At 68.3% G+C, this 13937-nt stretch carries 12 protein-coding genes; 9 read left to right on the top strand and 3 right to left on the bottom strand.

The features are described 5' to 3' along the window. Nucleotides 1-68: 68 nt before the first annotated feature. Both LC039_RS18015 and LC039_RS18010 read right to left on the bottom strand, forming a co-directional pair. Nucleotides 69-1511, bottom strand: coding sequence for a carnitine 3-dehydrogenase (locus LC039_RS18015; protein WP_226627060.1), 1443 nt, complete (start codon nucleotides 1509-1511; stop codon nucleotides 69-71). Further along, nucleotides 1508-2428, bottom strand: a complete 921-nt coding sequence (locus LC039_RS18010; RefSeq protein WP_226627059.1) for a 3-keto-5-aminohexanoate cleavage protein — start codon at nucleotides 2426-2428, stop codon at nucleotides 1508-1510. Before LC039_RS18010 ends, LC039_RS18015 begins: the two co-directional genes overlap by 4 nt. A 171-nt stretch (nucleotides 2429-2599) precedes the next feature. On the opposite strand from LC039_RS18010, the gene LC039_RS18005 reads away from it, so the two are divergent. Next, entirely contained in the window at nucleotides 2600-3547 is a 948-nt protein-coding gene (locus tag LC039_RS18005; RefSeq protein ID WP_226627057.1) for a GlxA family transcriptional regulator, read from the top strand. On the opposite strand, the gene LC039_RS18000 is transcribed toward LC039_RS18005, so the two are convergent. Continuing rightward, a complete protein-coding gene (locus tag LC039_RS18000; protein ID WP_226627055.1) occupies nucleotides 3532-4410 on the bottom strand; it encodes an alpha/beta hydrolase fold domain-containing protein in 879 nt (292 codons plus the stop codon). The genes LC039_RS18005 and LC039_RS18000 overlap by 16 nt on opposite strands. Nucleotides 4411-4660: 250 nt before the next feature. Between LC039_RS18000 and LC039_RS17995 the strand changes: the two genes are divergently transcribed. From LC039_RS17995 to LC039_RS17960, 8 genes are all read left to right on the top strand, one after another. Beyond that, nucleotides 4661-7039, top strand: a complete 2379-nt coding sequence (locus tag LC039_RS17995) for a 1-deoxy-D-xylulose-5-phosphate synthase N-terminal domain-containing protein (RefSeq protein WP_226627053.1) — start codon at nucleotides 4661-4663, stop codon at nucleotides 7037-7039. A 181-nt stretch (nucleotides 7040-7220) separates the two neighbouring features. After that, nucleotides 7221-8183, top strand: a complete 963-nt coding sequence (locus LC039_RS17990; protein WP_226627051.1) for a Gfo/Idh/MocA family protein — start codon at nucleotides 7221-7223, stop codon at nucleotides 8181-8183. 218 nt (nucleotides 8184-8401) lie between these two features. Further along, nucleotides 8402-9019, top strand: coding sequence for a TetR/AcrR family transcriptional regulator (locus LC039_RS17985; RefSeq protein WP_226627049.1), 618 nt, complete (start codon nucleotides 8402-8404; stop codon nucleotides 9017-9019). 262 nt (nucleotides 9020-9281) lie between these two features. Beyond that, entirely contained in the window at nucleotides 9282-10259 is a 978-nt protein-coding gene (locus LC039_RS17980; RefSeq protein ID WP_226627047.1) for a TRAP transporter substrate-binding protein, read from the top strand. A gap of 70 nt (nucleotides 10260-10329) precedes the next feature. Further along, nucleotides 10330-10854: a TRAP transporter small permease subunit gene (locus LC039_RS17975; protein ID WP_226627046.1), complete on the top strand. Its 525-nt coding sequence runs from the start codon at nucleotides 10330-10332 to the stop codon at nucleotides 10852-10854. A gap of 23 nt (nucleotides 10855-10877) precedes the next feature. After that, complete coding sequence (locus tag LC039_RS17970; protein WP_226627044.1) at nucleotides 10878-12188, top strand: TRAP transporter large permease; 1311 nt, start codon at nucleotides 10878-10880, stop codon at nucleotides 12186-12188. Nucleotides 12189-12192: 4 nt separating this feature from the next. Beyond that, entirely contained in the window at nucleotides 12193-12675 is a 483-nt protein-coding gene (locus LC039_RS17965) for a GAF domain-containing protein (protein WP_226627042.1), read from the top strand. Nucleotides 12676-12695: 20 nt separating this feature from the next. Then, complete coding sequence (locus LC039_RS17960; protein WP_226627040.1) at nucleotides 12696-13931, top strand: metal-dependent hydrolase family protein; 1236 nt, start codon at nucleotides 12696-12698, stop codon at nucleotides 13929-13931. The last annotated feature ends 6 nt before the right edge of the window (nucleotides 13932-13937 follow it).

Raw genomic sequence — 13937 nt, 5'->3', positions numbered from 1 at the left:
CTCTCCGGGAAGGGAGCCCGTCGTTTCCGTTGCGCTACTTCCTATTGGTAATTCTCAAATTTCTCAACTTATTCGCCGGATCGCCGCTCTCCGACGAAGCGCCCGGCCCCGGTGCTGTCCATTTCAGCATGTTTTTCCGCCAGCGCAGCCAGCGCCTCGGCGACGGGCCGGTCCGGCAGGCTGGAGCGCCGCGTTGTGAGATCCGTGTGGAGCAGCAGCACCTCGATCGTGGCCGCGAGCGCGCCGTCCGCCCGCCAGAGCCGGTGGAAGAGGTGCATCTTCTTGCCCTCGCCCCGCAGCACCTGCGTGGTGATGGTGATCGTCTCGCCCGCAAGCACCTCGTCCAGGTAGCGGATGTGGGTCTCGACGGTGAAAAAGCTGCGGCCCGAGGCGATATACTCGGCCCCCGCGCCTACCATCTCCATCAGCCGGTCGGTCGCCAGCGAGGCGGCCTCGAGGTAGTGTGTCTCGTTCATGTGGCCGTTGTAGTCGGTCCAGCTCGAGGGCACCTGCCGCCGCGCGGTGACCGGCAACCCGTCCCTGCTGCCGGTCTGGTCGAGCGCCGCCTCGTGGCTGGTGAGCACGCCCCCTGCCCCGGAGCCGCTGCGCTTCAGCGCCCGCAGCATGCCGACGAGATTGTCGTCGCGCAGCCGCTCGAGCTGGCGGATCGACATGTGCCCGGACTGGGCGTCGGACTGGCCCGCGATCAGGTCCACCAGCTCGGGGGTGAACTCCGGTACATCCATCAGCTTTGTCCAGGGCCAGGAGAGCGCCGGGCCGAACTGCGCCATGAAGTGCTTCATCCCCGCTTCGCCGCCGGCGATCCGGTACGTCTCGAAGAGGCCCATCTGCGCCCAGCGGATGCCGAAGGCCATGCGGATCGCCTCGTCGATCTCCTCGGTGGTGGCCACCCCGTCCTTGACCAGCCAGAGGCTCTCGCGCCAGACCGCCTCGAGCAGACGGTCGGCGATATGGGCGTCGATCTCCTTGCGCAGGGTCAGGGGGAACATGCCCAGCGCGCGCAGCAGCTCGGCGGCGCGGCCGGTGCGCTCGGGCGTGCCGACCAGCTCGACCAGCGGCAGCAGGTAGACCGGGTTGAACGGGTGGGCAACGATGGCACGCGCACCCTCCGCGTTCAGCTCCGAGGGTTTGAAGCCCGAGGTCGAGGAGCCAATCACCGCGCTCTGCGGTGCCAGCTCCGACAGCGCGCCCAGCACCTTGTGCTTCAGCGCGAGCTGTTCCGGGACGCTCTCCTGCACCCAGTCCACGCCCGCGACGGCCTCGGCCATGTCGTCGAAAAAGGTCAGCGTGCCTTCGTCCGGCAGCGCGCGGTCATAGAGGCCGGGCAGCGCGTGGCGGGCATTGGCGATGACCTCGCCGATTTTGCGTTCGGCATCGGGGTCGGGGTCGAAGACGTTTACGTCCCAGCCGTTGAGCAGGAAGCGCGCGGCCCAGCCGCCGCCGATGACCCCGCCGCCGACGATGGCGGCAGTCTCGCGGCCAGCGCTCATGCCAGCACCTTCGGCGCGCGTTTCACCAAGCCGAGCCGCGCGCGGACCGCCTCCGGGCCGACCACCCGCGCACCCATGTTCTCGATGATCGTGACCGCGCGCTCCACGAGCTGCGCATTGGTCGCGAGCTGACCCTTGCCGAGCCAGAGGTTGTCCTCGAGTCCGACGCGGACGTTGCCACCCGCCAGCACCGAGGCCGCGACGAAGGGCATCTGGTCGCGGCCAAGGCTGAAGGCCGACCAGGCCCAGTCCTCGGGTACCGCGTTCACCATGGCCATAAAGGTGTTGAGATCGTTCGGCGCACCCCACGGGACACCCATGCAGAGCTGCACCAGCGCGGGGCTGGTCAGCACGCCTTCGGCGACGAGCTGCTTGGCGAACCACAGGTGGCCGGTGTCGAAGGCCTCGATCTCGGGCTTCACCCCGAGTGCGGTCATCATGCCGCCCATGGCGCGCAGCATGCCCGGCGTGTTGGTCATCACGTAGTCCGCCTCGGCGAAGTTCATGGTGCCGCAGTCGAGGGTGCAGATCTCGGGCAGGCATTCCGCGACGTGGGCCATGCGCTCGGTCGCGCCGACCATGTCGGTGCCGGCGGCATCGACCGGAAGCGGCGCCTCGGTCGGGCCGAAGACGATGTCGCCGCCCATGCCGGCGGTGAGGTTCAGCACCACGTCGACCTCGGCGTCGCGGATGCGCTCGGTCACTTCGCGGAAGAGCGCCGGATCGCGCGACGGGGCACCGGTCTCGGGGTCGCGCACGTGGCAATGCACCACCGCCGCGCCGGCCGTCGCCGCGTCGATCGCACTGTTGGCGATCTGTTCGGGGCTGCGCGGGACATGCGGCGAGCGGTCCTGCGTGCCGCCAGAGCCGGTCACCGCACAGGTGATGAAGACCTCTTTGTTCATCGCCAGAGGCATGGGGAACTCCTGCTATTCTTGCTGCGGCAGCCGTGCGCGCGCCTTGCTGAGCGGGCGGCGCGCCCCGTGATCGGGCGTGCATCCGGCTGCCAATCGCGCGAAGAATAGCCCGGGACTTCGCCACAAAATGTCCCTATCGTGACAAAATATGTTCCAAAGCTGCATACCACGATGAAAAGCGTCACCCTCCTGCTCTACGATGGCTTCTCCAACATGGTGCTGTCGTGCCTGCTGGAGCCGCTCCGGGCGGTCCGTGACCAGGGCGCGGGCGGGCTCTCGTGGCGGATCGTCACGCCGGACGACGGGCCGGCGCGCAGCTCGAGCGGGCTGAACATCTCGCCCGATGCGCGCGTCGCCGACTGTGACCGCTGCGACCTGCTGATCGTGGTCAGCGGCTACGGCTACCGCGACCACGCCCGCCCGGAACGGCTGGCGCCGCTGCGGCGGCTGACGCGCGGCGCGCGGGCCATCGTCGGGGCGGACACCGGAAGCTGGCTGCTGGCGGCCGCGGGCCTGCTCGACGACAAGGGCGCGACGATCCACTGGGCGGTGCTCGCCGAATTCGCCGAGGCCTTCCCCAAGGTGCAGGCGGGGGACGCGCGGTTCGTGCGTGGCGGCCGGGTCTCGACCTGTGGCGGTGCCTCGACCGCGCTGGAGCTGATGCTGGCGATTATCTCCGAGCAGTTCGGCCCGGCGGATGCCTTCCTCGTCTCGACGATGTTCGTGCATGATGCCGAGCGCCAGCAACGCAGCGGGCGCGGCGCGAACTGGCTGGTCGGCAAGGGCACCGCCCGGCTGCGCGAGATCGTCAACCTGATGGTCGAGACCATCGAGACTCCCCTGCCGCTCGAGGAGTTGGCGCGGCGCGCGGGGCTGACGCGCCGCACGCTGAACCGGCTGTTCCAGGCCGAGCTGGCGATGTCGCCGGGGCGCTACTACCAGCTCATGCGGCTGACCCACGCGCGCGAGCTCGCCGCCAGCACCGACTACGACCTGCGCGAGATCGCCCTGCGCTGCGGCTATGCCAATGCCACCGCCCTGAGCAAGGCGTTCCGGATCGCCTTTGGCCACCCGATCCGCAAGGCGCGCGGCAGCCGTCCGCGTCAGCGCGAGAGCTGAACCACGGCCTCCACGATCTGCGCGAAGCTCGCGCGGGCAAGAGCGTTCACGTCCCGCGCGCGCAGCCAGCCGTGCACCAGACCGGCGTGGCTCTGCAGGTGCACCTCGGCGCCGGCGGCACGGGCCGCTGCGGCGTAGCGCAGCGCGTCGTCATGCAGCGGATCGCATTCCGACGGAAAGAGCCATGTCGGCGGAAGCGCAGCCAGATCGCCTCTGGCGGGCGCGACGCGCGGATCTTCGGGATCACCGCCAAGCACCTCCCGGTAGAGCCCGAGGTCCTCGGTGCGCAGCAGCGGCGCCTCGGCGTGCGTCCCGAAGCTGCCGCCCTGCTGCGGAAAGCCGAGACTGGGGTAGATCAGAACCTGCCCGTGCAGCCCGAGGTCCGCGCGGGTGCCGCTGACTGTGGCGCAGAGCGAGGCCCCCGCGCTGTCGCCGCAGAGGATCACCGGCCCCTCGGCGCAGCAGCCTTCGGTGACGCGCATCAGATCCTCATGGCCCGCCACGCCGGGGTGCTCGGGCGCCAGCCGGTAGTCGACCGAGACCACCCGGCTGCCCGTGCGCTGCGCCAGCTCGGCGCAGACGTCGTCATGGCTGTCGAGCCCGCCGAGCACGAAACCGCCGCCGTGCGCGTAGACCACGGTGACATCGGAAGCGGAGCCATAGAGCCGCACCGGCACGCCCTCGATGTCGCGGTCCGCAACGGCTAGCCCCTCGGGCCGCCCACGGTGGAAATGCGCGGCCATCCGGTCGTAGGCTGCGCGCTGCGCCGGCCAGTCGCGCGGGTCGAGATCCGGCGGGTAGAAGGCCATGGTCTCGTCGATGAAGGCGACGATCTCGGGCGATAGGTAATTGCGGTAGTCCAAGGTCTGGGGCCTCCTGCGGGTCTGCCGCCCGGCGCGCGCGGCTTCGGGTGACTCGCCCGCGCGGGTTTTCGGCAGCTCGTGGCAGCGCTTTCGCGCGATCCCGTTCTGCTGCGTGGGGGTCTGCGCAGCTTTCCGCCAAAGATTTCGGGTTCGACGCTCATTTCCACTACAGAACGGTGGGGCTCGCAATGCGAAAAGCGGGTTCCTCTGCCGCGTCTCGTGTACTCTCGCCTGCAAAGGGAGGGACTTCATGACCGACGACGCGCAGCACCTGAAGGTGATCGAGCAGCGACTGCTTTGGCTGTCGCACTGGATGATCCACAACGCCAATCACCTGCGCCCCAAGGAGGACGGCATCAAGATCGGCGGGCATCAGGCCTCCTCGGCCTCGATGGTCTCGATCATGACCGCGCTCTACTTCTCGGCGCTGCGCCCCGAGGACCGGGTTGCGGTGAAGCCCCACGCCTCGCCGATCTTCCACGCGATGCAGTACCTGATGGGCAACCAGACCCGCGAGAAGATGGAGCGCTTCCGCGGCTATGGCGGCGTGCAGAGCTACCCCAGCCGGACGAAAGACATCGACGACGTCGACTTTTCGACCGGCTCCGTCGGGCTTGGCGTGGGCATCACCGCGCTGGCCTCGATGGTGCAGGATTTCATCCGGGCCAAGGACTGGGGCACCGAGGTCGAGGCGGGCCGCATGGTCGCGCTGGTCGGCGATGCCGAGCTCGACGAGGGCAACATCTACGAGGTGCTTCAGGAGGGCTGGAAGAACGACCTGCGCAACTGCTGGTGGGTGATCGACTACAACCGCCAGTCGCTCGACGGCATCGTGCGCGAGGGGCTGTTCGAACGGGTCGAGAAGATCTTCGAGGCCTTTGGCTGGGACGTGGTGCGGGTGAAATACGGCGCGCTGCAACGCGAGGCGTTCAACGAGCCCGGCGGCGCGCGGCTGCGGGACTGGATCGACGCCTGCCCCAACGCCGAATATTCCGCGCTGACCTACCGCGGCGGCGCGGTCTGGCGCGAGCGGCTGATGGAGGATCTGGGCGATCAGGGCGAGGTCACCGCGCTGATCGAGCGGCGCAGCGATGCCGAGCTGGCCGCACTGATGGAGAACCTCGGCGGCAACTGCGTTGCCACAATGGCCGAGGCCTTTGCCGCCATCGACCATGACCGCCCCGTCTGCTTCCTCGCCTATACGATCAAGGGCTGGGGCACGCCGATCGCCGGGCACAAGGACAACCACGGCGGGCTGATGACCAAGGCGCAGATGGCCGAGTGGCAGGCGCATATGGGCGTCGCCGAGGGCGCGGAATGGGAGCCCTTCGCCACGGTGAAGGACGCCGAGGCGCTCCAGCAGTTCCTCGCCCGCGTGCCGTTCTTCGCCAAGGGCGCGCGGCGCTATTCCGATGCCCGCCTCTCGGTTCCGGCGGTGGCCATCGACACCAGCCGCGAGATCTCGACGCAGATGGCCTTTGGCAAGATCCTCGACGAGCTGGCGCGCGGCGACAGCGACCTGGCTGCGCGGATCATGACGACCTCGCCCGACGTGACCGGCACCACCGGGCTCGGGCCCTGGGTGAACCGCCGCAAGCTCTTTGCCCGCGCGGCGCAGAGCGACGCCTTCATCGAGCATCGCATCCCCTCGACCGCCAAGTGGAACTTCGCCCCCGAGGGGCAGCACCTCGAACTGGGCATCGCCGAGATGAACCTCTTCCTGCTGCTCGGCGCGGCGGGACTGTCGCACAGCCTCTTCGGCAAGCGGGTGATCCCCATCGGCACGGTCTATGATCCCTTCGTCGCCCGCGGCCTCGATGCGCTGAACTACGCCTGCTACCAGGATGCGCGCTTCATGATCGTCGGCACGCCTTCTGGCGTGACGCTGGCCCCCGAGGGCGGCGCGCACCAGTCGATCGGCACGCCCCTGATCGGCATGAGCCAGGACGGGCTGGCGGCCTTCGAGCCCGCCTTCGCCGACGAGCTGGCAGTGATCATGGAATGGGCCTTCGACTACCTGCAGCGCGAGGCGCAAAAGGACGGCGGCGGGGCTCCCGACGAGCGGACATGGCTGCGCGACGAGACCGGCGGCTCGGTCTACCTGCGGCTGACCACAAAGCCGCTCGAGCAGCCCGGCAAGCGGCAGGACGACGCCTTCGTGCAGGGGGCCATCGACGGCGGCTACTGGCTGCGCAAGCCGGGACCGAACTGCTCGGTCGTCATCGCCTACCAGGGCGCGGTGGCCGACGAGGCCATCGCCGCGGCGGGGATGATCGGCGAGCACCGGCGCGACGTCGGCGTGCTGGCGGTGACCTCGGCGGATCGGCTCAACGCCGGCTGGACCGCGGCGCAGCGCGATCGCGCGCGCGGCAACCCGGCGGCGCGCTCGCATGTGGAGGCGCTGCTGGGCGATCTGCCCCGCCACTGTACGCTGGTCACCGCGATCGACGGCCACCCGGCGACGTTGTCGTGGCTGGGCGCGGTCGCGGGGCACCGGGTCATCCCGCATGGCGTCGAGCATTTCGGCCAGACCGGCACCATCGGCGATCTCTACCGGCACTTCGGGCTCGACCGCGAAAGCCTCGCGCGGGCGGTGACGAACCTGACCGTGGGCTCGGTCGTGGCCTGACCCCTTACAAGGGCGCCCTGCCTCGTCCGGCGACGGGGCGCCCGGTTTCTGCCCAGCCGGGCCGCCGCCCGGCCGGTTGACGCTGCGCCACTCTGGCCCCTTCTCCAGCGCCATGCGAGGGACGATGCCGGGGCGCAGGCTCCGGTGGGAATTCAAGTACTTCGAAGGAGCAGGCAGGGCCATGGCAGTGAAGACCGCAATCATCGGACTGGGCATCATGGGGCGGCGCATGCTGGAGCACATGCAGCGCCACGAAGGCTATTCCGTCGTCGCCATGTGGGATCCCTCGGCAGAGGGCTGCGCGGCGGCGCAGTCCATGGCGCCCGGCACGCCCGTCGCGGCCAGTGCCGAAGAGGCCATGGCGGAGGCCGAGCTGGTCTACCTCGCCTGCCCGCCCGAACCGCGCATGGCCTATGCGCTGGCGGCGGCCGAGGCGGGCAAGGCGGTCTTCCTCGAAAAGCCGCTCGGCGTCGACCTCGCCGCGAGTGAAGAGCTGGTGGCCGGACTGCGCGCCAGCGGCGTGCCCGCGGCGGTCAACTTCACCCAGGCCGCCGGCGAGGCGCTGAGCCACATCACGGCGGCGGCGCAGTCCGGGGAGATGGGCGATCTGGCGGGAGTCGACATGGTGGTCACCTATGCCGCCTGGCCGCGTGCCTGGCAGGTCGCGGCGGACTGGCTGCGCTTCCGCGCCGAGGGCGGCATGACCCGCGAGGTGCTCTCGCACTTCCTGTTCTTCAGCCAGCGCATTCTCGGCCCGCTCTCGGTGGTCTGGGCGCGGCCCTCCTATCCCGCCGACCCGGCGCTCTGCGAGACCGCGCTGCTGGCCCGGCTCGAGACCGCGGAGGGCGTGCCGGTCTCGATCCTCGCCAGCGTCGGCGGCGCGCAGCAGGACCGGCAGGAGTTCACCGTGAAGGGCAGCAAGGCCAGCCACCGGGTGTCCAACTTCTCGGACGAGGCGGTCTCGACGGGAGGCGACTTCGTGCCCGTCCCGGCGACCTCCGGCGAGCCGCGCGCCGTGGCGTTGCGCGCCCAGCTCGACGATATGCTGCTGTGCATCGCCGGCAAGCCGCACCGGCTCGCCACGCCGCAGGAGGCGCTGGACGTGCAGCGGCTGGTCGAGACGATGCTGCACGGCAAGGGCTGACCACGCGCGCAGGCCCCGGGCGAGCGGCGGGGCCTGCGGAAAAATCCGGGCGACCGACGCTGCGGAAAAGGTCGGTCAGCGAATGAGCAAAGCAAGCGTGGCGGAACCGCAAGGTGGAGCAGGTTTCGTCTCCCGCCGCAGCAAACCCGCGGTCGCCATTTGCAACCCCTTCGAAAACAGGTAGACCAGTTCGTAACTTCACGAACACTGGACAGAACATGAGCGATGAGGCCAAATCGCCCCCTGCCGCACGCCCGCGGCGCACGCAGGCGGAGCGATCACAGGAGACCCGCAACAAGGTTTGCGAGGCGACGCTTCAGGCCCTCGTGGAAGTCGGCTACGAGCAGATCTCGACGACGCTGATCGCACAGAAGGCGCAGGTGTCGCGCGGCGCGCTCACCCACCAGTTCCCGACCCGCAACGACATGCTGGTCGCGGCATTCGAAAAGCTGGTTGGCGAATGGCGGGAGGGCTACCCCTTCGGACTCGACCCCGACAAGGAGCAGCTTTCGGTCGACGAGTTGATCGACGCGCTCTGGAACAACATCTTCGCCGACGGCCGCTACATCGCGGCGATGGAGCTCATGCTCGCCGCGCGCCAGGACAACGAGCTGGGCCACGCGCTGCGCGATATTCTGGTGTCATGGATCCGCAAACGCGACCGCATCACCGTGCGGCTGGTCGGCGGCGACGTCGACGACGCCGAGGCTGATCTGAAGGTGCAGTTGCACCTCTCGGTGCTGCGCGGAATCGCCATGCACCAGAGCTTCGATTCTGATCCGCAGACGGCCAACAAGCTGATCGATCTGTGGAAGCGGATCGCCCGGAAGGCCTGAACCCGGGCATCCCCCACACTTCCAAACAGAAATGCCCGCAAATTGATCCGATAATTTTCTGTTTAATTACAGATTATTAATCTACATTTTCATTTTTTCGCCGAAATTTTTGCCCCAACGCTAAAATTTCAGCGGGTCAAAGCTTGATTTACGAACAGCGCTGATCGCATGATGCGGACAAACCTGTTCGTAAGTATTCGCATGCGCAACGAGCAGATTGGAGAGACCGCCCGGTCCCACGGGCCGCAACAGGGAAGATCACATGACCATCAAGACGCTTCTTGGCACCGTCGCCGGCCTCGGCCTCGCAGCCGCACCTGCGTTCGCCACCACCTGGGACCTGTCGAGCGAATATCCCGCCGGCTCGCTGCAGGGGCAGACCGCCGATTTCTTTGCCAAGGCCGTGGCCGAGAAGACCGGTGGCGACGTCGAGGTGACCGTCCATCATGGCGCCGCCCTTGGATACAAGAGCGTCGACCATTTCGACGCGGTGGGCGACGGCGCGCTGCAGGCAGCGTCCTCGGCCTTCGTGTTCTGGACCGGCATCGACCCGATCTTCCAGCTCTCGTCTCTGCCCTTCCTCGCCCCGACCTCCGAGGACGTGCATGACCTTTACGAGCTGGCGAAGCCCGAGTACGAAAAGGTCCTCGAGGACAACAACCAGATGCTGCTGCTCGCCACGCCCTGGCCGTCCTCGGGGCTCTGGGGCAACACGGCCTTCACCTCGACCGCCGACCTCGAAGGCGTGAAGGTGCGCACCTATGACGTCGCCTCGACCGAGACGATGAAGAATGCCGGCGCCTTCCCGATCCAGATCTCCTGGGCCGACGTGCCCGCGCAGCTCTCGACAAACGCCATCGACGCCGTGCTGACCTCGCCCAACGGCGGCGTCGGCGTGCAGATGTGGGAGCTGCAGTCGAACTTCACCAACGTGAACTACGCCTCCTCTCTGCAGGCGATCCACCTCAACCTCGACGCCTGGGACGACCTGACCGAAGAGCAGCAGACCGCCGTCATGGATGCGGCCGCGGAGGCCGAGGACTTTGGCTGGGGCCTGCTGGCGGATGCCACCGCCAAGGACTTCGACACGATGCGCGAGAACGGCATGACCGTGACCGAGGACATCCCGGCCGACTTCTCGCAGGCGCTGACCGCCGCGGCGCAGCCCTTCATCGACCAGTGGATCGCGGACACCGGCGACCGCGCGCAGTCGATCATGGAAACCTACGAGAACCGCTGACCCTTCCCCGCCTGGCGCGGACAGCCCGTTGCGCTGTCCGCGCATTTTTTTCCTTCCCCCGGAGCTCCGCATGACCCGCTTCTATTCCGGCGTTTTCGCCCTGTCGCGACTGGCTGCCGTGATCGCCGCATGTGGCCTGGTCTACATGGTGGGCCATATCGCCTACGAGATCATCCTGCGGAGCTTTTTCGCCACCTCGACCTTCGTGCTCGACGAGTTCGTCGGCTACGCGATCAGCATCTGCGTGATCTGGTCGCTGGGCTACGTGCTCGAACATGGCGACCTGATCCGCGTCGGCCTCGTGCTCGACCGCCTGCCGCAGCGCGCGCAGCATCTGATGACCGCCGCCGCGGCCCTGGTGGCCTGCGCGCTCTCTGCCGGTCTGGCCTGGATGTTCTGGATCCGCGTTGCGCGGGCATGGTCGCGGGGCACCGTCTCCTCCTCGGTCGCCGCCGTGCCGACCTGGATCCCCGAAAGCGCCGTCATGGTCGGGCTCGGGGTCTTCGCGCTCGCCGCGCTGGCGCACGGTCTGCGCCATATCACCGGTCACCCCTCGCCCGCGCCGCGCACGCCGCTGGCCACGCCGGTCGAATAAGCCGCCACACACGGAGAGATCACATGGACACGCTCCTGACCGCGGCCGCCACGCTGGCCTTCCTTCTGCTGTTCCTTGGCCTCGGCGTCTGGGTCTTCATCTCGCTGGCGCTGGTCGCCACCTCGGCCCTGTTCTTCCTGCACGGGATGGACCTGTCGCGCATCGGTTCGATCGCGGCGGGGATCATCTACCGCTACTCCACCAGTTGGGAGCTGTCGGCCATCCCGATGTTCATCTGGATGGGCGAGATCATCTTCCGCACCGACATCTCGACCCGGCTGTTCCGCGGCCTGTCGCCCTTTGTCGACTACATCCCCGGCCGCCTGCTGCACACCAACGTGCTGGGCTGCACGCTGTTTGCCGCGGTCTCCGGCTCGTCGCCGGCCACCACGGCGACCGTGGGCCGGATCACCACGCGCGAGCTGGGCCAGCGCGGCTACGACGACCGTCTGTCGCTGGGCTCGCTGGCCGGCGCGGGCAGCCTGGGCCTGCTCATCCCGCCGTCGATCGTGATGATCGTCTACGGCATCCTCGCCGAGCAATCGATTTCGCGCCTCTTCGCCGCCGGCGTGCTGCCGGGGCTGATGATCACCGCGCTCTACTCGGGCTACATCATGCTGCGGGCGAAGATGAACCCGGGCCTGGTGCCGGCCAAGCGCGAGACCCGCAACGCGATGGATTTCCTGCGTGCGCTCTGGGACCTGGCACCGCTGGTGGTGCTGATGACAATCGTTCTGGGCTCGATCTACACCGGGATCGCGACCCCATCCGAGGCCGCCGCCGTTGGCGTCATCGCCGCCATCGCCATCGCCGCGGTGACGGGCCAGCTATCCTTGACCCTGCTGCGCGACACGCTGATGGGCGCGCTGCGGACCTCGACCATGGTGTGCTCGATCCTGATCACCGCCGCCTTCATGTCCACCGCGATCGGCTACCTGCACATCCCGGCGGATGTCGCAGACGGGATCGCGGCGCTGGACCTGCCGCCCTGGGGGCTTCTGGTGGTGCTGTCGCTGTTCTACCTCGGGCTGGGCTTCTTCCTCGACGGCACGTCGATCGTCGTGATGAGCCTGCCGATCTCCCTGCCGCTGGCGCTGCAGGCAGGCTTCGATCCGATCTGGTTCGGCGTCTACCTCGTGCTGATGGTCGAGATGGCGCAGGTCACGCCGCCCGTCGGTTTCAACCTCTTCGTGCTGCAGGGCATCTCTGGCCGCTCGATCAGCTACGTCGCCCGCGCCGCGCTGCCCTTCTTCGTGCTTATGCTCATCGGGGTCGCGCTGCTCGCCGCCTTCCCGGGGATCGCCCTGTGGCTTCCGAACTTCTTCTACGGATAAGACAATGACCTCCCCTGCCCTTCCTGCCACCGATCTTGCCGCGCTGCTGCGCGCGCAGGCCCAGCTGAACCAGCCCCACACCCTGTTCCGCGCGGTTCAGGATGCCTGCGCCGAGCGTTTCGGCTTTCGCTTCCTGACCGTGCTGAAGAACCTGCCGGGCACCGGGAATGTCATGCGGATGCACAGCTCCGAGCCCGACTACCCGACCGGCGCGCTCAAGCCCATGGGGCTGACCGAATGGGGCAAGGTGGTGCTGGATGGCGGGCAGAGCTGGCTCGGCAACTCGCGCGAGGACGTGCTCTGGGCCTTTCCGGACGCCGAGCTGATCCTGTCGAAAGGCTGCGAGGCCTGCGCCTGCGCGCCGGTGCTCTGGGCCGGGCGCTGCGTCGGCGTGCTGTCGCTGAACGATGCGCGCGATGCCTACAGCCCCGATGACATGGCGGACATGACCCTCATCGCCCAAACCCTCGCACCGGCGCTGATCTGACCCCCGAAAGGACGACCAAGATGACCACCCTGCTGATCAAGAACGCCCGCATCGTCGACGGCACCTCGCCCGAGCCGACCGACCCGATGCAGATCGCCATCGAGGATGGCCGCATCCGCGAGGTCGGCGCCTCGGTCGCCTTCACCGCAGAGGACGACCTGGACCTCGACGGGCTGACGGTGATGCCCGGGCTGATCGACTGCCACGTCCACACCATCGCCTCCACGGCGAACCTCGGGCTCAATGCCTCGCTGCCCTCCTCGCTGGTGGCCGCGCGTGCCGCGACGCTGATGAAGAACATGATCATGCGCGGCTTTACCACGGTGCGGGACCTCGGCGGTGCCGACCGCGGCCTGCAGCTGGCCATGGAGGAAGGTCACTTCACCGCGCCGCGCCTGGTGATCTGCGGCAAGGCGCTGAGCCAGACCGGCGGGCACACCGACTACCGCGGGCCCTACGACAACCGCGACGTCGGCTGGTACGCGCAGGCGCTCGGCACGCTGGGGCGCATCTGTGACGGCAAGCCCGAGCTGCTGCGCGCCGCGCGCGAAGAGCTGAAGGGCGGCGCGCAGTTCCTCAAGGTGATGGCGGACGGCGGCGTGTCCTCGCCCTCCGACCCGGTCGGCTACCTCGTCTACTCGGTCGACGAACTCACCGCCCTCGTCGAGGTCGCGAATGGCTTTGGCACCTATGTCGCCGCGCATCTCTATGCCGACGAAGCCATCGTGCGGGCGCTGGACTGCGGCATCACCTGCATCGAGCACGGCAACCTGATCGGCGACGAGACCATCAAGCGCGTTGCCCGCGAAGGGGCCGTGGTGGTCCCGACCAACATCACCTACGACCTGCTGGCCCGCAAGGGCGCCGAGTTCGGCCTGCCGCCGGAGTCGGTGGCCAAGGTTTCCGACGTGCGCGAGGCCGGGCTCGAGCGCGTGGTCAAGCTGCACGAGGCGGGCGTGACCATGGGCTACGGCTCGGACCTGCTGGGCGGCATGCAGACCGAGCAGTCGGGCGAATTCCCGCTGCGCGGGCGCTACATCCCCGCCGACGCGGTAATCCGCTCCGCCACCGTGGACGCGGCCAAGGTTCTGCGCATGGAAGGCGAAGTCGGCGTGATCGCCCCGGGCGCCCATGCCGACATCATCGCGGTCGAGGGCAACCCGCTGGAAAACCTCGACCTGCTGACCGGTCAAGGCGCGCACATGCCGCTGATCATGCAGGGCGGCCGCGCAATCAAGAAGGCGGCAAGCCTCTAAATAGCC

The sequence above is a fragment of the Alloyangia pacifica genome (genome assembly GCF_020524285.1).
GTDB lineage: Bacteria > Pseudomonadota > Alphaproteobacteria > Rhodobacterales > Rhodobacteraceae > Salipiger > Salipiger pacificus_B.
This window is presented reverse-complemented; position numbering and strand designations above follow the sequence as displayed.

Excerpts from the sequence above, each read along its gene's own strand:
- LC039_RS17995 (WP_226627053.1), top strand. The coding sequence starts at position 4,661 with ATGACCGACGACGCGCAGCACCTGAAGGTGATCGAGCAGCGACTGCTT.
- LC039_RS18015 (WP_226627060.1), bottom strand. The coding sequence starts at position 1,511 with ATGAGCGCTGGCCGCGAGACTGCCGCCATCGTCGGCGGCGGGGTCATC.
- LC039_RS18005 (WP_226627057.1), top strand. The coding sequence starts at position 2,600 with ATGAAAAGCGTCACCCTCCTGCTCTACGATGGCTTCTCCAACATGGTG.
- LC039_RS17960 (WP_226627040.1), top strand. The coding sequence starts at position 12,696 with ATGACCACCCTGCTGATCAAGAACGCCCGCATCGTCGACGGCACCTCG.
- LC039_RS17990 (WP_226627051.1), top strand. The coding sequence starts at position 7,221 with ATGGCAGTGAAGACCGCAATCATCGGACTGGGCATCATGGGGCGGCGC.
- LC039_RS17965 (WP_226627042.1), top strand. The coding sequence starts at position 12,193 with ATGACCTCCCCTGCCCTTCCTGCCACCGATCTTGCCGCGCTGCTGCGC.
- LC039_RS17970 (WP_226627044.1), top strand. The coding sequence starts at position 10,878 with ATGGACACGCTCCTGACCGCGGCCGCCACGCTGGCCTTCCTTCTGCTG.
- LC039_RS17980 (WP_226627047.1), top strand. The coding sequence starts at position 9,282 with ATGACCATCAAGACGCTTCTTGGCACCGTCGCCGGCCTCGGCCTCGCA.
- LC039_RS18010 (WP_226627059.1), bottom strand. The coding sequence starts at position 2,428 with ATGCCTCTGGCGATGAACAAAGAGGTCTTCATCACCTGTGCGGTGACC.
- LC039_RS17985 (WP_226627049.1), top strand. The coding sequence starts at position 8,402 with ATGAGCGATGAGGCCAAATCGCCCCCTGCCGCACGCCCGCGGCGCACG.
- LC039_RS17975 (WP_226627046.1), top strand. The coding sequence starts at position 10,330 with ATGACCCGCTTCTATTCCGGCGTTTTCGCCCTGTCGCGACTGGCTGCC.